The following is a 21,407-nucleotide window of genomic DNA, read 5'->3' as shown; positions in this document are numbered from 1 at the left end:
ATACATTTTGCAACAGGTAACTTAAAAAATAAGTAGTATACCTCTCGCTAAGGGGGAAAAATAGATGGCGGATTATTTAGTGATTGTAGAATCACCAGCAAAAGCAAAAACAATTGAGCGTTATTTAGGGAAAAAATATAAAGTGAAGGCATCGATAGGACATGTTCGTGACCTTCCACGTAGTCAAATGGGCGTAAATACGGAAAATAATTATGAACCTAAATATATTACCATTCGTGGAAAAGGCCCTGTTTTACAGGAGCTAAAGACAGCAGCTAAAAAAGTAAAAAAAGTCTTTCTAGCAGCCGATCCCGATCGTGAAGGGGAAGCAATTGCCTGGCATTTAGCAACAGCCTTAAACATTGACATACAATCGGATTGCCGTGTTGTGTTTAATGAAATTACAAAAGATGCAATTATTGAATCCTTTAAGCATCCACGTCCAATCAATATGGATTTAGTCGATGCACAGCAAACAAGACGTATCGTAGACAGACTTGTAGGCTATAATATTAGTCCAATTTTATGGAAAAAAGTAAAAAAGGGTTTATCTGCAGGACGTGTTCAATCAGTAGCCTTACGTTTAATTATTGATCGTGAAAACGAAATTAAAAATTTCCAACCTGAAGAATATTGGACAATTGAAGGCGCATTTGAAAAAGGTAAAAAAACATTCGATGCTCTTTATTATGGCAATGGCTCAGAAAAAATTAAATTGACGAATGAAGAGCAAGTAAAGGCTATTTTAAAAAATGTAAAAAATTCAACATTCAATGTTGTCAATGTATCGAAAAAAGAACGTAAACGTAATACAGCGCCAGCCTTTACAACATCCTCTTTACAACAAGAGGCAGCACGTAAATTAAACTTCCGTGCGAAAAAAACAATGATGCTTGCCCAACAATTATATGAGGGAATCGACATCGGGAAAAAGGAAGGTACTGTTGGGTTAATCACCTATATGCGTACTGATTCAACACGTATTTCAGATACAGCTAAAACAGAAGTAATGAGCTATATTGAATCGAAATATGGTAAGGAATACATTGCGACAGCAGACAAAGCAGTAAAAAAAGCAGCGGGCGCACAAGATGCTCATGAAGCGATCCGCCCAACAAGCACGATGCGTACACCAGATGAATTAAAGGCAGTGCTTAGTCGCGATCAATTACGCTTATATCGCTTAATTTGGGACCGTTTTGTTGCAAGCCAAATGGCACCAGCTATTTTAGATACGGTGGCAGTTGATCTTCAACATGGCGACGTCTTATTCCGTGCGAATGGTTCACATGTCAAATTTGCAGGCTTTATGAAAGTGTATATTGAAGGTACAGATGACCAAGCAGAGGAAACGACAAAGCTCTTACCAGAAATGGAAATTGGCGATAAAGTGCAATCTCTTGCAATTGAGCCGAAGCAACATTTTACACAGCCACCACCACGTTATTCAGAGGCACGCCTTGTTAAAACGATGGAAGAGTTAGGGATAGGGCGTCCATCCACATATGCACCGACCCTCGATACAATACAGCGCCGTGGTTATGTTGTCTTAGATGCGAAGCGATTTATGCCTACAGAGTTAGGCGAAATTGTTCATCAGCTCGTTCTTGAATTTTTTCCTGATATTGTAAATGTTGAATTTACAGCGAAAATGGAGCATGATTTAGATGAGATTGAAGAGGGACAACGCCAATGGGTGGACATTGTAGATGCGTTTTATCAGGACTTTGAAGTGCATGTTAAACATGCTGATGAAGCAATGGAAAAAGTCGTGATTAAAGATGAGCCTGCTGGTGAAGATTGCGAATTATGTGGCTCGCCAATGGTCTTTAAATTGGGTAGATACGGCAAATTTATGGCATGCTCTAATTTCCCAGATTGTCGCAATACAAAAGCGATTATGAAGCTGATTGGTGTTAAATGTCCATCTTGTGAAACAGGTGAGATTGTTGAACGTAAAAGTAAAACAAAGCGTTTATTTTATGGCTGTAATCAATATCCAGAGTGCGAGTTTGTATCATGGGACAAGCCAATTAGTAGACCATGTCCAAAATGTAGTGCATTATTAGTAGAGAAGAAAATTAAAAAAGGTGTACAAATTCAATGTACGAAATGTGACTATGAAGAAACACCAAGCCAATGATAGAAAGATGGTAAGAAGATGACTGAACAAATAGTAAATGTAATTGGTGCAGGTCTTGCTGGTAGTGAAGCTGCTTGGCAGATTGCAAAGCGTGGGATAAAAGTGAGACTTTATGAAATGCGCCCAGTAAAGCAAACACCTGCCCATCATACAGATAAATTTGCAGAATTAGTATGCTCCAACTCATTGCGTGCCAATGGATTAACGAATGCGGTAGGCGTAATTAAAGAAGAAATGCGTCTCTTAGATTCTGTCATTATGAAGGCAGCGGATGCGTGCTCTGTACCAGCAGGTGGTGCATTAGCTGTAGACCGTCATGAATTTGCTGGCTATGTAACAGAGGCAGTGAAAAATCATCCACTGGTAGAAGTTATTCATGAGGAAGTAACAGAGATTCCAGAGGGCATCACAGTTATTGCAACAGGACCTTTAACAACAAAGGCTTTAGCAGAAAAAATCCAAGGTTTAACAGGGTTAGATTATTTGTATTTCTATGATGCAGCTGCTCCAATTATCGAAAAAGATAGCATTGACATGGACAAAGTTTATTTGAAATCTCGTTATGATAAAGGTGAAGCGGCCTATTTAAACTGTCCTATGACAAAAGAAGAATTTGACCGTTTCCGCCAAGCATTATTAGAGGCAGAAGTGGTGCCATTAAAAGAATTTGAAAAAGAAATTTATTTTGAAGGCTGTATGCCAATTGAAGTGATGGCAGGTCGAGGTGAAAAGACGATGCTGTTTGGACCGATGAAACCAGTTGGTCTTGAAGATCCGAAAACAGGCAAACGTCCATATGCAGTTGTACAGCTTCGTCAAGATGATGCAGCTGGAACACTGTACAATATCGTTGGTTTCCAAACACACTTAAAATGGGGACCACAAAAAGAAGTACTCCAACTAATTCCTGGCTTAGAAAATGTAGAAATCGTACGCTATGGTGTTATGCACCGTAATACGTTTATTAATTCACCAAAAGTATTAGAAAAAACGTATCAATTACGTGAACGCAAAAATATTTTCTTCGCAGGTCAAATGACAGGTGTAGAAGGTTATGTGGAATCAGCAGGAAGTGGTTTGATTGCTGGGATTAATGCAGCTCGTCTAGCATTAGGACAAGAGCCAATTATTTTCCCATTTGAAACAGCGCTAGGTAGCATGGCTCGTTATATTACCGAAGCGCAAGCGAAAAACTTCCAACCAATGAATGTCAACTTTGGTATTTTCCCTGAACTACCACCAGGTCGCCGTTCTAAACCAGAACGTGCCGAAATGCATGCTACACGTGCAATGGACACAATTCGTAATTTTGTGAATTCACAAACAATTTGATTGCCAAAAGCCTCTAAAAGTTGTTATACTTTTAGAGGCTTTATGTGTTGAAATCGCTTGTTTATGCACGATTTGTTTCTTTCTATAAGTATTTTCTAAAAATTTAATGATTTGCACTTGCTATATGAAGGAAATAAGTATAGTGTCAATATGTATGTTCAGTAATAAGAACAGAATTAGCGATAATCATTCTTTCTTTGGTGGTGAATCTGTTAATGCTCGTTTCGTCACAAAATGCACTTGAACAGTTTATGCTGTACATTCAAGTTGAAAAAAACTTCTCTATTCATACAGTGCGTGAATACGAAAGTGACTTACTTCATTTTTTATCCTTTATGGCAGCAGAAGGTATTCAAGATTTAGCAACGGTTGAATATATACATGCACGTCTTTATGTAACAAAATTGTATGATGAAAAAAGAGCTAGAGCATCTGTTTCCAGAAAAATTTCTGCGATTCGCTCCTTTTTTCGCTTTCTTAATAGACAGTATGGCATAGATGATAGTGCGTTTCGCTCACTTTATCATCCTAAAAAAGAAAGTCGGTTACCTCATTTTTTCTATGAAGAAGAATTAACACAGTTATTTGTAGCAAATGAAGGGCATGATTATAAATCAATACGCAATATGGCGATTGTGGAGCTACTTTATGCAACAGGCATTCGTGTAAGTGAGCTGACAGCGATTCAATTAGAGGATATCGATTTTAACTACTCCGTAGTACGTGTAATGGGCAAAGGTCGTAAAGAGCGTATCGTACCATTTGGTCAATTTGCGCATATAGCTTTGCAAAATTACATAGAGCAGGCTAGACCCCAATTCATGAAAAAAACACAGCATCAGCAACTCTTTGTGAATATGAGAGGTGGGGAACTTACGGCTAGAGGTGTGCGTCATATTTTGACTGAGATGATTAACAAAGCATCCCTTCATACGAAAATATATCCACATATGTTACGTCATACATTTGCGACACATTTATTGAACAATGGAGCGGATTTGCGTACCGTACAAGAATTATTAGGGCACACACATTTATCTTCAACACAAGTTTACACACATGTCACAAAAGAACATCTTCGCCAAACATATATGAATGCTCATCCAAGGGCATAATAGGGCTAAGGAGGAAGACGAATGGGTCAAATTCATGCAACAACGATATTTGCAATTCATCATAATGGAGGTTGCGCAATGGCTGGTGATGGTCAAGTAACCTTAGGCAATGCAGTTGTGATGAAGGGAACGGCTAGAAAGGTCAGACGTCTATTTAATGGGCAGGTGCTTGCGGGCTTTGCAGGTTCAGTGGCAGATGCTTTTACACTTTTTGAAATGTTTGAAGGCAAATTGAATGAATTTAATGGCAATCTACAACGAGCAGCTGTTGAAGTGGCAAAGCAGTGGCGTGGAGATAAAATGCTTCGTCAATTAGAAGCGATGTTACTTGTAATGGATAAAAGCACATTACTACTCGTATCTGGTACAGGTGAAGTCATTGAGCCAGACGATGGTATTCTAGCGATTGGCTCAGGTGGCAATTTTGCTTTATCTGCTGGTCGTGCTTTGAAGAAATATGCAGGTGATACAATGTCTGCTCGTGAAATTGCAGAGGCTGCGTTAACAACAGCGGCAGAAATTTGTGTATTTACAAACCATAATATTATCGTGGAGGCGCTGAACGAATGACGCAAAAAAACTTAACGCCAAGACAAATTACAGAGCATTTAGATCGCTATATTGTAGGGCAAAATGATGCCAAGCGAGCAGTGGCTGTTGCTCTAAGAAATCGCTATCGTCGCTCATTGTTAAATGATGAGATGAAAGCAGAGGTAATTCCAAAAAACATTTTGATGATTGGTCCAACAGGTGTCGGTAAAACAGAAATCGCTCGAAGAATTGCTAAGTTGACAAATGCACCTTTTGTGAAAGTGGAAGCAACGAAATTTACAGAAGTAGGCTATGTAGGGCGTGATGTGGAATCGATGGTTCGGGATTTAGTAGAGGCTTCTTATCGCATTGTGAAGGAAGAGATGATGGAGTCGGTGCAGGAGCAAGCAGAAGAGCTAGCAAACGAAGCGATTGTGAAGCTATTAGCACCTTCCTTGAGAAAAAAACAGGCAATGCAAAATCCATTTGAAATGCTATTTGGTGGCAAGGAGCAAGAAGCAGGCACAGATACTTCAACAGAAGAAGTAGAAGTGCGTTCTAAACGAGCACAAATAGCGATTGATTTGCGTAATGGCAAACTAGAAAATGAATGGGTGACAGTAGAGGTAACAGAGCAAACACCTTCTATTTTTGATGCACTGCAAGGAACAGGAATGGATATGTCTGCAAACAGTGGCATGCAGGATATGTTGTCGAGCTTGATGCCTAAAAAGCAGAAAAAGCGTCGCGTACAAGTGAAGGATGCACGACGTATTTTAACCATTGAAGAAGCAAATAAGCTTATTGATTCAGATGAAGTGGCACAGGAAGCCATCACACGTGCTGAACAATCAGGTATTATCTTTATCGATGAAATTGATAAAATTGCTAGCAAAGAAAGCAATTCATCTGCTAATGTGTCACGAGAAGGTGTGCAGCGTGATATATTACCAATTGTAGAAGGTTCAACGGTGACAACAAAATATGGGGCTGTGAAAACAGACTACATGTTATTTATCGCTGCTGGCGCTTTCCACATGTCAAAACCTTCTGATTTAATCCCTGAGTTGCAAGGGCGCTTCCCGATTCGGGTGGAACTTGAAAAATTAACGAAACAAGATTTTGTGCGAATTTTACAAGAGCCTGACCACTCTCTCATTGTACAGTACAAAGCATTATTAGAAACAGAAGGCGTAGAAATTCATTTTACAGAGGATGCGATTGAACGTATTGCAGAAATTGCAACAGAGGTCAACCAAGAAACAGATAATATCGGTGCACGCCGTTTGCATACGATTTTAGAACGATTACTTGAAGAATTATCATTTGAAGCATCTGAAATTGCACCTGCCAATATTCCAATTACGGCTACATATGTGGATCAGAAACTTTCAGGTATTGTAAAAAATAAAGATTTATCACAATTTATTTTGTAAAATAGAGCAAAAGTAGACAATTATTTAGGAGGACTATAAGATGAATTTATTAGAAAAAACACGTAAAATTAACTCAATGCTTCAAGCATCAGCTGGAAAACCAGTAAACTTTAAAGAAATGGCCGATACATTAGGCGATATTATTGATAGCAATGTTTATATTGTGAGCCGTAAAGGGAAGCTACTAGGGATTTCTATTCACCAGCAAATTGAAAATGAGCGTATGAAAAAAATGTTTGAGGAACGCCAATTCCCAGAAGCATACACACACAATTTATTTACGATTACAGAAACATCATCAAATATTGATGTGAATGATGACCATACAGCATTCCCGATTGAAAACAGAGAATTATTTAAAAATGGTTTAACGACGATTGTACCGATTGTTGGTGGTGGTGAACGTCTTGGAACATTAATCCTTGCTCGCTTATCAGCACAATTTGAAGATGATGATTTAATTTTAGCTGAATACGGTGCAACAGTGGTTGGTATGGAAATTTTACGTGAAAAAGCAGAGGAAATTGAAGAAGAAGCACGTAGTAAAGCAGTTGTACAAATGGCGATTAATTCACTCTCTTACAGTGAACTAGAAGCCATTGAGCATATTTTTGAAGAATTAGATGGACATGAAGGACTACTAGTCGCTTCTAAAATTGCAGACCGTGTTGGCATCACACGCTCTGTTATTGTTAACGCACTACGCAAGTTAGAATCAGCAGGTGTGATTGAGTCACGTTCTTTAGGTATGAAAGGCACGTATATTAAAGTGTTGAATGATAAGTTTTTAAATGCATTAGCAGAAATCAAAACAAAATAATGGCTTGAACAAAAGGTATCTAGTTTGCAATATATCTAGATACCTTCTTTTTGTGGTTTAGTTTTGTTAAATGTAGGGAATTTGTTAGTAATAGATATATAGCCCATTTTGACAAATAATCAGATTGTAGCGATAAAAAAGAAATTTTATGTAGAAAATAAGAAAACACTATTGATATAGTGTAAAATGACTAATAACCTTTAAAAGGCAGTGATACCAAGGGGTTAGGCAGTTTTGTCACGGTTATATATGTTGAAAAATAGGGAATAAAGACTATTAAAAAATGACAAAAGACAATAGACACTCCGTATCATCTTAATTACAATTGTATTATTGGATAAAATAAGAAGAATATATCTAAATTTAAAGAGGTGAGTAGTTTGAATTTATTTGGAGGAACAATTAGTAGCTTAGAAAAAGGACTTTCCTATGCTACTTTAAACCATAAAACGATTGCAAATAACATTGCAAATGTCGATACGCCTAATTATAAAGCGAAAAGTGTAAGTTTTAAGGATACTTTGGCAAATGAGCAACGGCAATTATTTTCAGCCTATCGAACAGACAATAGACATTTTGATTTTACGATTCAACAATTTACGCCAGGTGTACATAGTGTGAATGGTCTACGTTATCGAAATAGTGGTAATGCCGTAGATATGGATGCAGAGCAAACGAAGCTTGCACAAAATCAAATCTACTATAATGCTTTAGTTGACCGTGTAAGTGGCAAATTAAACACGTTAAACACAGTGATTAAAGGAGGTAGGTAATAAATGTCTATATTTTATGGAATGAATACAACAGCCTCAGCTTTAACTGCGCAGCGTTTACGAATGGATGTTATTTCGTCTAACATGGCGAATATGGATACGACACGTGCAAGACAAGTGAATGGGGAATGGGAGCCATACCGTCGTAAGTCAGTTACATTGACAGCTCAAGAAGGACCTTTTTCAAAATATTTAAACGTTGCTATGGGGACTAAGGCAAAAAGTGGTGTTGGTAATGGAGTAAAGGTAACACAAGTAAAAGAAGACCAAGAAACACCTTTTAAACTTGTTTTTGACCCAAGTCATCCAGATGCAAATGCAGAGGGCTATGTGAGTATGCCAAACATAGACCCATTAAGGGAAATGGTTGATTTAATGTCAGCAACACGCTCATATGAGGCAAACATAACTGTATTAAATGCCAATAAAGCAATGTTAACAAAGGCTTTAGAAATTGGTAAATAAACCATATAGAAAGGGAGATACATAATGGCTATTTCATCTGTTTCACTAATGACACCTACTCAAACTATATCTGAAGCAAACAAACTTAATCCGACACCTTATGAAGCCCAACAAAGTTTTGCGAACTCATTAAAAGAAGCAATAGCGAATGTCAATGCACAACAAGTTAATTCTGATAATTTTACAAAGAAATTGATCAATGGTGAAAATGTAGAATTACATGAAGTAATGATTGCATCACAAAAAGCGAGTATTACATTAAATGCTACAATTGAAGTTCGCAATAAGGTGATTGAAGCTTACCAAGAAATAATGCGAATGAGTGTATAAAATTTATTGCATTAGTGGTTAATTCACAATGGCAATAAAGGCAATCTCTTACTAGTATAACGGGAAGGGATGCTACTTTCGCAAATTATTGACGGCTAGGTTATTCACTATAACCGGAGGATTCATAATGAATGAACGATTGACGAAATTAAAAAACGACACTAGCCAATTTTGGTCAAGTCGCAGTAAAACACAAAAAATACTGATGATTGGTTCTGTAGTAGCAGTGATTGCTATTGCAGCATTTATTACATTTTTTGTTACAAGAACGACATTTGTACCATTATACAAAGATTTATCGACACGAGAAATTGGTCAAGTAAAAGAAGCACTAGATTCACAAGGTGTGCAATACGAAATTGCGCCAGGTGGAACATCCATATTAGTGCCAGAAGAGCAGGTAGATGCTTTATTGGTGCAATTAGCTTCAGAGGGCTATCCACAAACTGGCACAATTGATTATTCGTTTGCTAATAGTTCAGGCTTTGGGATGACGGATAATGAATTTAATTTATTGAAAAAAGCTGCTACAGAAACCGAAGTTGCTAAGCTGATTAAAGGTTTAGAAGGTGTCAAAGATGCAGTTGTCCGAATTACAGTTCCTGAGAAAAGTCTTTTTGTTACAGATGTGCAAGAAGAACCATCAGCATCTATTGTTTTAAATACAGACCCAGGCTATAAATTTACAGATGCGCAAGTTTCGACAATGTACAATTTAGTAGCAAAAAGTATTCCGAATTTAAAAACGGAAAATATCGTGATTTCCAATCAGTTTTCAGAGTACTTTGATTTGAATGCAGTAAGCACGAATGGCTTATCTACAACTACGCCAGAAGGTCAGCTACAAATGAAAAAATTAGTAGAGCGTGATTTACAACGTCAAATGCAACAAATGCTAGGGACATTGATGGGGCAGGATAAAGTCGTTGTATCTGTTACAACAGATATTGATTTTAAAAAGGAAAATCGTGAAGAAAAATTAGTCACACCTGTTGACCCAGAAAATATGGCTGGTATTGAAATTAGTGCACAGCGTATTACCGAGCAGTACTCTGGAACGGGCGCAGCAGCAACGGGGACACCAGAAGCTGAAAGACCAACAGATAATTTTACAACGTATAATGAAGGTGTAAATGGTGATGGTGAGTACGAGCGTTCAGAATCAACGATTAACAACGAAGTCAATCGTATTAACAAAGAAATACAAGAAGCGCCCTATAAAATTCAAGATATGGGTGTACAAGTTATCTTAGAGCCACCGACAGCAACGGATGCTGCTTCATTACCAGAAGGTGTTCAAGCCGATGTTGAACAGATTATAAGAACGATTGTGCGTACAACGATTTCTAAAGATGTAGGCGCTGAACTTACAGATGAGCAAATTAATGATAAAATAGCGATTTCTGTACAACAATTATATGGTAAAGCAACAGATCCAGTAGCTGAAACACCAATCATTCCTTGGTGGGTTTGGGTCATTGGCGGTATATTATTAGCTGTTATATTATTATTAGCATTCTTCATCATCCGTTCACGTAGACGTGCTAAAGAGGAAGAAGAGCAAAGTATTTTAGAGCAACAAGAAGAATTAATGGTTGATGATATTAATGAAGAAATTGAAACAGAAGCTACAATGCGTCGTAAACAGCTTGAAAAAATGGCCAAAGATAAGCCAGATGATTTCGCTAAGTTACTGCGTAGTTGGATTGCTGATGAATAATTAGGAGGTTCGGCTGTGTCCAAGAAAGATAAAGAATTAACTGGCAAACAAAAGGCCGCTCTCTTGTTAATTTCATTAGGGCCTGAAGTTTCGGCTTCTGTTTATAAGCATTTAACAGAGGAAGAAATTGAACGTTTAACACTAGAAATTTCAAGCGTTAAAAAAGTAGAAGCAAGTGTGAAAGAGGAGATTATCGAAGAATTTCACAATATTGCGCTCGCACAGGATTATATTACACAAGGTGGTATTGGCTATGCGAAGACTGTATTGGAAAAAGCACTGGGACAAGAGCAAGCACAAACAATCATTAATCGCTTAACTTCTTCTTTACAGGTGAGACCTTTTGACTTTGCACGTAGAGCAGATCCAGCTCAAATTTTTAACTTTATTCAAAATGAACATCCACAAACGATTGCCCTTATTCTTTCTTATTTAGAAGCAGGGCAAGCGGGTGTAATTTTATCATCTTTGCCACAAGAGGTACAGGCAGATATCGCGAAACGTATTGCTGTGATGGAATCGACATCACCAGAGGTTATTAGTGAAATTGAGTCTGTATTAGAACGTAAATTGTCTTCAACAGTCACACAAGACTACACAGAAACAGGTGGTATTGATGCAGTCGTGGAAGTGTTGAATGGTGTAGACCGACAAACAGAAAAAACAATTTTGGATGCACTCGAAATTCAAGATCCAGAGCTTGCAGAAGAAATCAAGAAACGTATGTTTGTATTTGAAGATATCGTGACATTGGACAATCGTTCAATTCAACGTGTTATTCGTGATTGTGAAAATGAAGACTTACTATTATCAATGAAAGTATCGAGCGAAGAAGTAAAAGATATTATCTTCCGTAACATGTCACAACGTATGGCTGAAACATTTAAAGAAGAGATGGAAATTATGGGACCTGTACGTCTACGTGATGTAGAGGAAGCGCAGTCTCGAATTGTTGCGGTTATTCGTCGCCTAGAAGATGCTGGTGAGATTATTATTGCACGTGGTGGAGGAGATGACGTCATTGTCTAGAATCATCCGTTCCATATATGCACAATCCGATGAAAACAAAGTCAAAGAGATTAAAATCCGAGAAATGTTTGATGCATTTGAGGAGGACCATGAAGAAGTCTCCCTACAAGAACAAATGGTGGATGTGTTAGCAGAACGTGACCGATTACTTGCTGAAGCGAGAGTCACTTTACAGGATGAGCGTACAGCTTTTGAGCAAGAACAGCAGCGCTTCTTGCAAGAGATGGAGCAAATGAAGCGAGATTGGGAAGAAGAGCGACCACATCGTGTCCAAGAAGCCTATGATGAAGGGTATGGACAAGGCTATGAAGATGGTATTAACAAATCGAATGAAATGATGGCACATGCTTTACAAACAGCCAATGATGTTATCAATCAAGCACAGGATAATGCACGTAAATATCTTGAGGATCAGGAATCAATCATTTTAGAGCTAGGCTTAACAACAGCAGAGCGTATTATTGGCGTATCCTTAGAGCAAAACCAAGAGCTATTTGTTGAAATCGTTCGCAGAGGTTTAAAGGAAGCACGAGAGATGAAGGAAATCAAAATTTACGTGGCACCTACTTATTACGCATTATTGACAGCCAATCGGGATGAATTAGTGGAAATGTTCCCAGTTGATGTACCATTTATGATATTTGTGAATGAGGATTTAGAAAGCGATTTAGATTGCTTTATCGAAACAAATCATGGGCGGATTGTAGTCAGCATTGATGAGCAGTTAAATGAATTAAGAATAAAACTACGTGAACTATTAGACAGTAAGGAATGATTTAGATGAAAGCGGCTCGATTAATCAAAGAAATTCCTCAAATTCCAACATTTAAAAAGTTTGGACGAGTAACGAGAGTAGTCGGCTTGATGATTGAGTCGCAAGGTCCAGAAAGCTCAATTGGCGATGTTTGTAAGATTCATGTCGAAACATCAAAAAATGGTCATCAAATCATATTAGCAGAAGTAGTGGGCTTTAAAGATGAAATCGTTGTATTGATGCCATTTACTTCATTGCGTGAAATATCCATTGGCTGCCTTGTAGAAGGTACAGGTGCACCACTTGAAGTGAAAGTGGGACCTGAACTTATTGGTAAAGTGCTTGATTCAATGGGAAATCCTATTGATGGTACGCTTTTACCTAAAGGTTTAATGACTGTACCGACAGAGCAAGACCCGCCCAATCCGTTAACACGTCCACCCATTGATGAAAGATTGGAAGTAGGCGTGAAGGCGATTGATGGTATGTTGACTGTTGGCAATGGTCAGCGTGTGGGGATATTTGCTGGTTCAGGGGTTGGAAAAAGTACGTTACTCGGTATGATTGCTCGTAATACACAGGCTGATTTAAATGTGATTGCACTTGTGGGAGAGCGTGGACGTGAGGTACGAGAATTTATCGAACGTGATTTAGGTGCAGAGGGTTTAAGACGCTCCATCGTTGTCGCAGCTACATCAGACCAACCGGCATTAATGCGTATTAAAGGGGCATTTACTGCCACAGCGATAGCTGAATACTTTAGAAATCGTGGCTTGAATGTCATGTTAATGATGGACTCTGTTACACGTGTAGCAATGGCTCAACGAGAAATTGGGTTAGCTACAGGTGAACCACCTGCTCAAAAGGGCTACACACCATCTGTTTTCGCTATTTTGCCTAAATTGTTAGAGCGTACAGGTACAAATGAAAAAGGCTCTATTACAGCTTTCTATACAGTTTTAGTAGATGGGGATGATATGAACGAACCAATTGCTGATACTGTGCGAGGGATTTTAGATGGTCATATTGTACTTGACCGAAATTTGGCGAATAAAGGGCAATATCCAGCGATTAATGTGTTAAAAAGTGTCAGCCGTCTAATGAACCATGTAGCCGAACCTGAACATAAAAAAGCAGCAGAACGTTTAAGAGAGTTGTACTACATGTATGATAAATCAGAGGATTTAATTAACATTGGTGCCTACAAAAAAGGAACCTCCAAAGAAATTGATGAGGCGATTTATTATGAACCTTTGATTACAGCCTATTTAAAACAAGGTTACTTAGATAAAGTATCACTGGAAGATAGCAAAAATGAATTAATTGCCTTATCGAAGGGTGGTGGCGTATAGATGGTGAATTATATATATCGCTTTGAGAAAGTGTTAACCGTTCGTGAGCAAGAGAAGAATGAAACCGAGATTGCCTATAAAGAATCTGTAAAATCATTTGAAGACATTGCGATGAGGTTGTATGAATTACTGAAAAAGAAAGAAAATTTACTGCAATTTCAGCAAGAACGTTTAACAATCGGTTCATCGATTGATGAAATTCATCACTATGCACGCTTTATTGATAGCCTTGAAAAAACGATTGCGGATGTACAACAAAAAGTAGCACAGGCACGTATCAAAATGAATTGGTATGAAGAAAAACTGTTAGAAAAAAACTTAGAAGTGCGGAAGTTTGAAAAAATGCGTGAGAAGGATTTTAAATTGTTTCAACAAGAGCAAGATCGTATTGAAGGCATTTTTTTAGATGAGATTTCATCACTGACGTATAACAAAAAAGAAATCAGGTGATCTCATGGCAAATAAGGATAATCGATTGGTAGGACAGTTAGAAGAACAACAACCAAAACGTAAAGCTGGTTTTTTTCGGAGGCTTTTTACGTGGCTAGTACTACCAATTATGCTTGTAGTAGCGATTTTACTCATTGTGGCAACATTGATGGATACAAATGTCTTTGATTTAGGGAAAAAGGCAGTAAGCAGCCTACCCTTTGTGCCATCAGAAGAACAGCAAGCCAAGGAAGCTATTACGAACAATGATAAAAAAGTAGTTAGTTTACAGGCTAGCATTCAAGAAAAAGAGGCAGAGATTGCACAATTGCAAAAGCAGTTGGATACAATAAAGGCTGAAAATGAGCAAAATGCCATTGAAAAAGAACAACTTCAATTTGAAATTGAAAAGTTGAATAGAGAACAAGATGCTATAAAAAGTGATTTCAATGATATTTTAACGACATATGACAAAATGTCGCCAAAAGCGATTGGTCCAGTTGTCACAAAAATGAGTGATGCAGAAGCATTGCGCATTTTAACAAATTTAAAGCCAGATAAGTTAGCGGCAGTGTTGGAAAAAATGGATCCACAAGATGCAGCTAAATATACAGAGATGATGACTAAACAATAATGAAAGGGGGTGAAATGAGAAATGAATGTAGCGATGATGCAAATGATAGGGAAAGCGTCTATGCCAAAAGCAACTGCTGTGAATAACCAAGACGCAAATGTAGCAAAAGATAGTACGTCTAAATTTGGCTCGGTTTTTGAACAAGTTCTTTCCACTAATAATAAGGTGCAACAACCAACACAATCGACTTCACAAGAGGATGCTGTATCAGAAGTGAAAGCTGTGCTAGATGCAACAACAGTTGAAGAAATACTAGATATTTTAGCAATTCCACATGAAAATGGTTTGATTATGCTACCAACAGGAGAAGATGGTCAAGTAATACCTGTCGATGAAATGTTGAATATGGAAAACTTATTAGACGTATTAGGCATTGATAAAGAACAGCTTCAAAAACTAATCCAGCAGCTATTAGGAGAAGAAAAAGAAGCGAAAGATGTTTGGGAACTATTAACACTTTTTGATGGACAAGCACCGATAGCTCAAACACAGTTACTGACAGCATTGCAAGATGAAGGACAAACAACACCAAAAGAAGCTGTACAATTAGTGAAATTATTAAAATTGGCGCAAATCGTTGGACAAAAATCAGATTTACTAACATCACAGGAAAATATACTTGTGAATGTTAAAAATCTATTAGTAGCTGTTCAAACACAGTTGAACACAGCACAGCAAGCAACACTAAAGACGACTGTAACATTACCAATGCAAGGTTTTCAAAGTGTGATGGCACAAACAGACACAATGCAAGAGGCAGATACAACGCCAAATGAGATTGTAACAGCCAATACAGTGCAAATGAAAGCTAATACATTCCAAGTGACATTACCAGTTGCGAAGCCAGCACAGTCTGAAGCGTTATTGAAAGAGATGCAGGCAATTATTAACCGTGCACAGCTTTCAAATGCACAGGGTATTACACGTTTAACAATAAAATTATATCCTGAGAATCTAGGGACAATTCGTATTGAGCTTGTGCAAAATGATGGTGTGCTAACAGCGCGTTTACTTGCATCTACAGCTCATGGTCGTGAGTTATTGGATAGTCAGGCACATCAATTAAAACAAGCATTTATTCAACAAAATATTCAAGTTGATCGATTAGATATTGCTCAATCGTTACAAGATGCAGATCGTCAACAGCGTGATCAAAACTTCTTTAGCAATTTCTTTAAGCAACAGCAAGAGGAGCAAGAGGAACAGCAATCGACTGATGATGAAGAAAAATCATTTAGTGACTATTTAATCAATGAGGAGGTGTAACGATGGCAGAGACAAAAGTAAACAATGAGATTTCAAATGATCTTTATTTGAGTAATTATAAACAGCCTACAAAAGAGACAGGCAATAGTAATCTGGGAAAAGATGCTTTTCTAAAAATATTAATTACGCAATTACAGCATCAGGACCCAACAAATCCAATGAATGACCGTGAATTTATTGCGCAAATGGCTCAATTTTCTTCATTAGAGCAAATGCAAAATATGACAAAGGCTGTAGAAGCTTTACTTGTATCACAACAGCAATCACAACTAGTGAATTATTCGACATTTATTGGTAAGGAAGTGCAATGGCATGAGTTAACAGATAAAAAAGATGACAAAGGTGACCCAATAATTAATGAGGGTACAGGCATTATTAAATCTTTGAAATTTGTTGATAACAGTGTTGTTTTCACCTTAGCTGATGGAAAAGAAATAACACCTGGTAATATTTCAGGTATTTTAAGTGGTACAACAACAGGCTCGAATGGTCAAAATACACCATCCGAATCTGAATCACCTCTTGTACAAGCTAGCCAGTTAATTGGGAAAAATGTAACGTACAAAGATGGTGAACAAGAGCTTCAAGGACGAATTGTTTCAGTTACAAATAAAGATGGTGCAATTCATTATGTATTGGACAATAATAAAAAAATGACGGATAAAGATTTTACAGTGATTAGTGAGTAGAGGTGATGGAAATGATGGATAAATTTTCGATTCATCGTGTACCATTGCAACCCACTACTCGCCAAGTAAATCCTGTAGCGATTAAGTCACAACAAAGTATTTTGAGCGAAAGCAGTAAAAATAAAAAATCATTTAGTGCTCATTTACAAGCAGCACAGCAACAGGAACTAAAGGTGAGCAAACATGCACAGCATCGCATTGTTGAGCGCAACATTGAGATTACTGAACAAGAATGGCAAACGGTGTCTGAAAAAGTATCAGAGGCACATGCCAAAGGAGTTAATCAACCTTTAGTATTGATGGATCAAGCTGCTTTAATTGTCAGTGCAAAAAATGCTACAGTCATTACAGCGATGGATCGCACGGAAGCGAAACAACAATTATTTACAAATATTGATGGCACAATTGTATTATAAGGCTGGACCTTTACAGGAAGCCAATGTGTGTTGACTGATCGAAACACACAATTCAAAATTGAAGGGAGAACGACAACTTATGTTACGTTCGATGTATTCAGGTATTTCAGGTTTAAGAAACTTCCAAACAAAACTTGATGTAATTGGTAATAATATTGCCAATGTTAATACACATGGATTTAAAAAAGGCCGTGTTATCTTTAAAGATTTAATGTCCCAAACACAATCAGGCGCATCAGGTCCAACAGGAACATTAGGTGGAGTGAATGCACGACAAGTAGGACTTGGCTCACAGCTTGCTGCGATTGATACAATTCATAGTGGTGGTTCATTGCAATCAACAGGACGTGTGTTGGATATAGGAATTGAAGGGGAAGGGTTCTTTATCGCAACAGGCTATGATGCGAACTCGACAGGTCCAATCACACCAATTACAGATTTAAAATATACACGTGCGGGCAACTTCTATTTAGATAAAGATGGATTTTTAGTAAATGCTGATGGTCGATATATGCTAGCTGTGACAACTCAGCAAGGTTCTTCACCAGCACAACCATCTTGGGACCCAACAAACCCAGATGATATGGGGAACTACCAAGATTTAACACCAACTGGGGGAACAGCAGTAGATCCAGCACCTGTTGTCACATCAGGGAATGACCCAGCAGCTATTGGTGATACAGGCTATATTCAAATCCCGACAAATGCCCAGCAAATGTCGATTGCAACGGATGGGAAAGTAACATTTACTGGTTCGGATGGTGTACTATACTATGCAGGACAATTAGTAATGGCGAAATTTGCGAACCCAGGTGGTCTGCAAAAAGATGGTAGTAACTACTATATTCCAACAGCTAACTCAGGCGAAGCTTTTTATGCGGCTGGAACAAATGATGGGATGGGGAAAGCCGTTTCTGGAACATTGGAAATGTCCAATGTAGACCTTTCAGAGGAATTTACAGATATGATCGTTGCACAACGTGGTTTCCAAGCAAATACTCGTATTATTACAACATCAGATGAAATTTTACAAGAACTTGTGAACTTAAAACGATAATAGTAACATAATAAATAATTATGTCCAAATTTTATGGAATTTGTTGAAAAGTATCTCTTTAAAATTTGAGCAATTTGCCAGAGGCTCTCTCTTCGTTTAGTATCTGTTTGAACACTTATCAAACCAGAGGAAGAAATGCCAACTAGCGAGGCGAGAGCCTTTACTGAACCGAGAAAAATTCAATATGAGGGAGGGTCGGGCCGACTCTCATGTCAGACTCGGCCCTATTTCAATGATTGAACTAACACGTTTAAATGGCAAAGCATTTACTTTAAATGCTTTATACATAGAAACGGTCGAATCTTTTCCAGATACGACCATTACATTAACAACTGGGTCAAAAATAATTGTTTTACAGAGTGAGGCTGAGGTGCGACAAAAGGTAACAACCTTTTATAATCATATACAAATACTATCAAACCCGCATCTACGAGGTGAAGAATATGAAGAATAAATTGATGATGGTGATAATTATTATCTTAGTGCTCGTTATATTGATGGGAGGCGTTGGATTTGTTCTTTATACAAAATTCAACAAACCAGCAGGGCCCGAAGAACCGACAGCAGATGAAATTGTTGAAGCATCTGTAGACATTCCAGAAATCACAACGAATTTAGCAGATGGTCGCGTAGTACGTTTCTCTTTAAAAATTCAAACAAACAATGCTGATGCTGCAGCTGAATTAACAAAACGTGATTTCCAAGTGAAGGACATTGTTATTCAAGAGCTATCTGAAATGACAAAAGAGAATTTAGAAGGGAAAGCAGGAAAACAAACTTTCCAAAAATCATTAAAAACACAAATTAATGAATTGATGCAAGAGGGAGAAGTGCAAGAAGTTTACTTTACCTCCTTTATCACTCAATAATAATGAAACTGCTTGAAATGGAGGTGGGCAAATGGCAGGAGATGTATTGTCTCAATCTGAGATAGATGCGTTGCTTTCCGCGATATCAACTGGGGAAATGTCAGCGGATGATATAAAAAAAGAGGATGAAGTACGCAAGGTTAAAGTATATGATTTTAAACGAGCACTTCGTTTTTCTAAAGACCAAATCCGAAGTTTGACCCGAATACATGAAAATTTTGCACGATTATTAACAACATTTTTCTCAGCACAATTAAGAAGCTATGTGCAAATTACGGTTGCATCAGTCGATCAAATACCTTTTGAGGAATTTGTTCGTTCTATCCCGAATATGACATTGATTAATGTGTTTGAAGTACCACCGTTAGATGGTAATATATTGATGGAGATTAATCCAAATATTGCTTACTCAATGTTAGATCGTTTAATGGGCGGTAGTGGAGCAAGTCATAGTAATGTAGATAATTTAACAGAAATTGAAACAAAAATTATGACAAATCTATTTGAGCGCTCATTTGATAATTTACGAGAAGCATGGGAGAATGTTGCAGAAATTGACCCATTATTAGTAGAGCTTGAGGTGAACCCCCAATTTTTACAAATGATTTCACCAAATGAAACCGTCGTTGTGATTTCATTGAATACCATTATTGGTGAAACAAGCGGCATGATTAATATTTGTATACCACATGTTGTTTTGGAGCCAATTGTTCCAAATCTTTCTGTACGTTACTGGATGCAATCGAATACAAAAGAGATGTCTCCAGAGCAAGCAAAAATGCTTGAAACACGCGTAAAACAAGCGAAAATACCAGTAAGTGTTGAGCTTGGCAATACAGATATTACGATTGAAGACTTTTTAATGATGCAAGTTGGCGATGTCATTCAATTAGATCAAAAAATCGAAAATCCATTATTACTAAAAGTAGGTACATTACCGAAGTTTACAGTTCAACCAGGTAAACAAGGTAAAAAATTAGCAGTCCAAATTATTGACCCTTTGAAAGGAGGAGACGACGATGAGTGATGAAATGCTCTCCCAAGAAGAAATTGAAGCCTTGTTAAGGGGTGAAACACTGGAAGATAAAAACAGTGATGAAGAAGTCTCTGAAAATAATGATTCAAATGAAATACGTGTAGAAGATTATTTGGATTCATTTGCACAAGATGCATTAGGTGAGGTAGGAAATATATCTTTTGGTAGTTCAGCTACAGCGCTGTCAGCTTTATTAGGTCAAAAGGTAGATATTACGACACCAAGTATTTCGATGATTAATCGTAATAAATTGGAAGAGGAATTTCCACATCCATATGTAGCCGTTCAAGTTGAATATACAATTGGTTTAATCGGTATGAACCTACTTGTCATTAAACAGTCAGATGCGGCGATTATTGCCGATTTAATGCTAGGTGGCGATGGATTAAATCCAAAACCAGATTTAGGTGAAATTCAATTAAGTGCTGTTCAAGAAGCGATGAATCAAATGATGGGTTCAGCAGCTACATCGATGTCAACTGTATTCAATAAAAAGGTGGATATTTCACCACCATCTATTGATTTAATGAATATTTCACAAGATGAAGGGCGAGAAAATATCCCAGAAGATGATTTACTCGTTAAAGTTTCTTTTAGATTAAAGATTGGTAATTTAATTGATTCAAATTTGATGCAGTTATTACCACTTAAGTTCAGCCAAAATATTGTGAAATCTTTATTAGGCGAAGCAGATGAAGTGGCTGAAGCACCTGTCGCTGCAACAATTGCACCAGAGGCTCCTGCTACAACACCGCCACCAGTGCAACAAACGGCTGTACCACAACAACCGATGCAACAGCAACAACCAGTTTATCAGCAACCAGTACAACAACCAATGTATCAAGAGCAACCAACATATGCGACTAGACCAGCACAGCCTGTCAATGTTCAACAAGCACAATTTGCTAGCTTTGATCCAAATGTAATCTCACAATCAGAAGCTAGAAATTTAAATATGCTACTTGATATTCCACTACAAGTTACTGTAGAGTTAGGACGTACGAAACGTTCTGTAAAAGAGATTTTGGAGTTATCTGGCGGTTCCATTATTGAGTTAGATAAATTAGCTGGTGAACCAGTTGATATTTTAGTCAATAGTCGTTTAATTGCTAAAGGTGAAGTTGTTGTTATCGATGAAAACTTTGGTGTTCGTATTACAGATGTTTTAAGTCAAGCAGAACGTTTAAATAACTTACGATAGTTTCAATTGG

Annotated in this window: 23 protein-coding genes; all 23 read left to right on the top strand. The window is 37.6% G+C overall.

Going from position 1 to position 21,407, the window contains the following annotated elements; genetic code table 11:
- The first annotated feature begins 64 nt into the window (after positions 1-64).
- The gene (topA, locus tag OPF91_RS02700) at positions 65-2,143 is read left to right on the top strand and encodes a type I DNA topoisomerase (protein ID WP_264987137.1); all 2,079 of its coding nucleotides are present in this window, start codon (positions 65-67) and stop codon (positions 2,141-2,143) included.
- 18 nt (positions 2,144-2,161) lie between these two features.
- Complete coding sequence (gene trmFO, locus OPF91_RS02695) at positions 2,162-3,475, top strand: FADH(2)-oxidizing methylenetetrahydrofolate--tRNA-(uracil(54)-C(5))-methyltransferase TrmFO (protein ID WP_264987136.1); 1,314 nt, start codon at positions 2,162-2,164, stop codon at positions 3,473-3,475.
- Positions 3,476-3,690: 215 nt separating this feature from the next.
- Complete coding sequence (gene xerC / locus OPF91_RS02690; protein ID WP_264987135.1) at positions 3,691-4,590, top strand: tyrosine recombinase XerC; 900 nt, start codon at positions 3,691-3,693, stop codon at positions 4,588-4,590.
- A 21-nt stretch (positions 4,591-4,611) separates the two neighbouring features.
- Positions 4,612-5,160, top strand: a complete 549-nt coding sequence (hslV, locus tag OPF91_RS02685) for an ATP-dependent protease subunit HslV (protein ID WP_264987134.1) — start codon at positions 4,612-4,614, stop codon at positions 5,158-5,160.
- Positions 5,157-6,557, top strand: coding sequence for an ATP-dependent protease ATPase subunit HslU (gene hslU, locus OPF91_RS02680; RefSeq protein WP_264987133.1), 1,401 nt, complete (start codon positions 5,157-5,159; stop codon positions 6,555-6,557). Before hslV ends, hslU begins: the two co-directional genes overlap by 4 nt.
- A 40-nt stretch (positions 6,558-6,597) precedes the next feature.
- Positions 6,598-7,377 (top strand): GTP-sensing pleiotropic transcriptional regulator CodY, encoded by a 780-nt coding sequence (codY, locus tag OPF91_RS02675; RefSeq protein WP_264987132.1) that lies wholly within the window; start codon positions 6,598-6,600, stop codon positions 7,375-7,377.
- A gap of 380 nt (positions 7,378-7,757) precedes the next feature.
- Positions 7,758-8,150 carry a flagellar basal body rod protein FlgB gene (flgB, locus tag OPF91_RS02670; protein WP_264987131.1) on the top strand — a complete coding sequence of 131 codons (393 nt, stop codon included), beginning with the start codon at positions 7,758-7,760 and terminating at the stop codon, positions 8,148-8,150.
- A 3-nt stretch (positions 8,151-8,153) separates the two neighbouring features.
- The gene (gene flgC / locus OPF91_RS02665) at positions 8,154-8,615 is read left to right on the top strand and encodes a flagellar basal body rod protein FlgC (RefSeq protein WP_264987130.1); all 462 of its coding nucleotides are present in this window, start codon (positions 8,154-8,156) and stop codon (positions 8,613-8,615) included.
- Between the two features lie 24 nt (positions 8,616-8,639).
- A complete protein-coding gene (gene fliE / locus OPF91_RS02660) occupies positions 8,640-8,945 on the top strand; it encodes a flagellar hook-basal body complex protein FliE (protein ID WP_264987129.1) in 306 nt (101 codons plus the stop codon).
- Positions 8,946-9,072: 127 nt separating this feature from the next.
- Complete coding sequence (fliF, locus tag OPF91_RS02655) at positions 9,073-10,665, top strand: flagellar basal-body MS-ring/collar protein FliF (RefSeq protein ID WP_264987128.1); 1,593 nt, start codon at positions 9,073-9,075, stop codon at positions 10,663-10,665.
- Positions 10,666-10,680: 15 nt separating this feature from the next.
- Entirely contained in the window at positions 10,681-11,694 is a 1,014-nt protein-coding gene (gene fliG, locus OPF91_RS02650; RefSeq protein ID WP_264987127.1) for a flagellar motor switch protein FliG, read from the top strand.
- Complete coding sequence (gene fliH / locus OPF91_RS02645) at positions 11,687-12,469, top strand: flagellar assembly protein FliH (RefSeq protein WP_264987126.1); 783 nt, start codon at positions 11,687-11,689, stop codon at positions 12,467-12,469. The genes fliG and fliH overlap by 8 nt, the downstream gene beginning before the upstream one ends.
- A 5-nt stretch (positions 12,470-12,474) precedes the next feature.
- Positions 12,475-13,800, top strand: a complete 1,326-nt coding sequence (gene fliI / locus OPF91_RS02640) for a flagellar protein export ATPase FliI (protein WP_264987125.1) — start codon at positions 12,475-12,477, stop codon at positions 13,798-13,800.
- Positions 13,801-14,250, top strand: coding sequence for a flagellar export protein FliJ (gene fliJ, locus OPF91_RS02635; protein WP_264987124.1), 450 nt, complete (start codon positions 13,801-13,803; stop codon positions 14,248-14,250).
- A 4-nt stretch (positions 14,251-14,254) separates the two neighbouring features.
- Positions 14,255-14,863: a magnesium transporter MgtE N-terminal domain-containing protein gene (locus OPF91_RS02630; protein ID WP_264987123.1), complete on the top strand. Its 609-nt coding sequence runs from the start codon at positions 14,255-14,257 to the stop codon at positions 14,861-14,863.
- Between the two features lie 21 nt (positions 14,864-14,884).
- On the top strand, positions 14,885-16,129 hold the full coding sequence (locus tag OPF91_RS02625) for a flagellar hook-length control protein FliK (protein WP_264987122.1): 1,245 nt from the start codon (positions 14,885-14,887) through the stop codon (positions 16,127-16,129).
- Between the two features lie 2 nt (positions 16,130-16,131).
- Complete coding sequence (gene flgD, locus OPF91_RS02620) at positions 16,132-16,818, top strand: flagellar hook assembly protein FlgD (protein WP_264987121.1); 687 nt, start codon at positions 16,132-16,134, stop codon at positions 16,816-16,818.
- A 14-nt stretch (positions 16,819-16,832) separates the two neighbouring features.
- Positions 16,833-17,234 (top strand): TIGR02530 family flagellar biosynthesis protein, encoded by a 402-nt coding sequence (locus tag OPF91_RS02615; RefSeq protein ID WP_264987863.1) that lies wholly within the window; start codon positions 16,833-16,835, stop codon positions 17,232-17,234.
- Between the two features lie 79 nt (positions 17,235-17,313).
- The gene (gene flgG, locus OPF91_RS02610; protein WP_264987120.1) at positions 17,314-18,291 is read left to right on the top strand and encodes a flagellar basal body rod protein FlgG; all 978 of its coding nucleotides are present in this window, start codon (positions 17,314-17,316) and stop codon (positions 18,289-18,291) included.
- Between the two features lie 232 nt (positions 18,292-18,523).
- Positions 18,524-18,745 carry a flagellar FlbD family protein gene (locus OPF91_RS02605; RefSeq protein WP_264987862.1) on the top strand — a complete coding sequence of 74 codons (222 nt, stop codon included), beginning with the start codon at positions 18,524-18,526 and terminating at the stop codon, positions 18,743-18,745.
- Positions 18,735-19,160, top strand: a complete 426-nt coding sequence (gene fliL, locus OPF91_RS02600; protein WP_373877020.1) for a flagellar basal body-associated protein FliL — start codon at positions 18,735-18,737, stop codon at positions 19,158-19,160. Before OPF91_RS02605 ends, fliL begins: the two co-directional genes overlap by 11 nt.
- Before the next feature lie 31 nt (positions 19,161-19,191).
- The gene (gene fliM, locus OPF91_RS02595) at positions 19,192-20,187 is read left to right on the top strand and encodes a flagellar motor switch protein FliM (protein WP_264987118.1); all 996 of its coding nucleotides are present in this window, start codon (positions 19,192-19,194) and stop codon (positions 20,185-20,187) included.
- Entirely contained in the window at positions 20,180-21,397 is a 1,218-nt protein-coding gene (gene fliY, locus OPF91_RS02590; RefSeq protein ID WP_264987117.1) for a flagellar motor switch phosphatase FliY, read from the top strand. Before fliM ends, fliY begins: the two co-directional genes overlap by 8 nt.
- Positions 21,398-21,407: the final 10 nt, after the last annotated feature.

The sequence above is a fragment of the Lysinibacillus piscis genome, from assembly GCF_026012395.1.
In the GTDB taxonomy this organism is placed as follows: Bacteria; Bacillota; Bacilli; order Bacillales_A; family Planococcaceae; genus Lysinibacillus; species Lysinibacillus piscis.
Note: the sequence above shows the minus strand (reverse complement) of the source record. Positions and strands in the feature narration are given on the sequence as shown.